At 69.9% G+C, this 339-nt stretch carries 1 pseudogene; it reads right to left on the bottom strand.

The annotated features are described in order from the left end of the window. Positions 1–55: 55 nt before the first annotated feature. Positions 56–339: pseudogene (locus MKK51_RS18790) on the bottom strand (sugar transporter); the annotation flags it as partial.

Here is a 339-nt window from a genome sequence, read left to right as displayed (position 1 = left end):
GGCCCGTCCGCCCAGCCCGGCGGCCCCGTCCCGATCCGCGACGATCGAGCCGGCTTCAGTCGAACGCGCCGCCGACGCGGACACCGGTCGTGATCGGCTGGGACGCGGCGGCGAAGACCGAGAGGACCTGCTTGATCTCGGTGAACGGCGCGTTTGAGACATAGATCATGTCGCGGTTGCGCATGCGGAACCCCTGGGTGAGGGACAGGCTGTGGGGGTCTCGCATGTCGTCGCGGTAGACTACGGGCACCAGCGGCCTTCCGCGGAGCGGACGGACGGGGTTGAGGCGCCGCACAACCGCCGCCGGCTCGAAGCGGAAGATGAAGGTCCCAGTCGGGT

Origin of the sequence: Methylobacterium sp. E-045 (assembly GCF_022829685.1) — a bacterium.
In the GTDB taxonomy this organism is placed as follows: domain Bacteria; phylum Pseudomonadota; class Alphaproteobacteria; order Rhizobiales; family Beijerinckiaceae; genus Methylobacterium.
This window is presented reverse-complemented; position numbering and strand designations above follow the sequence as displayed.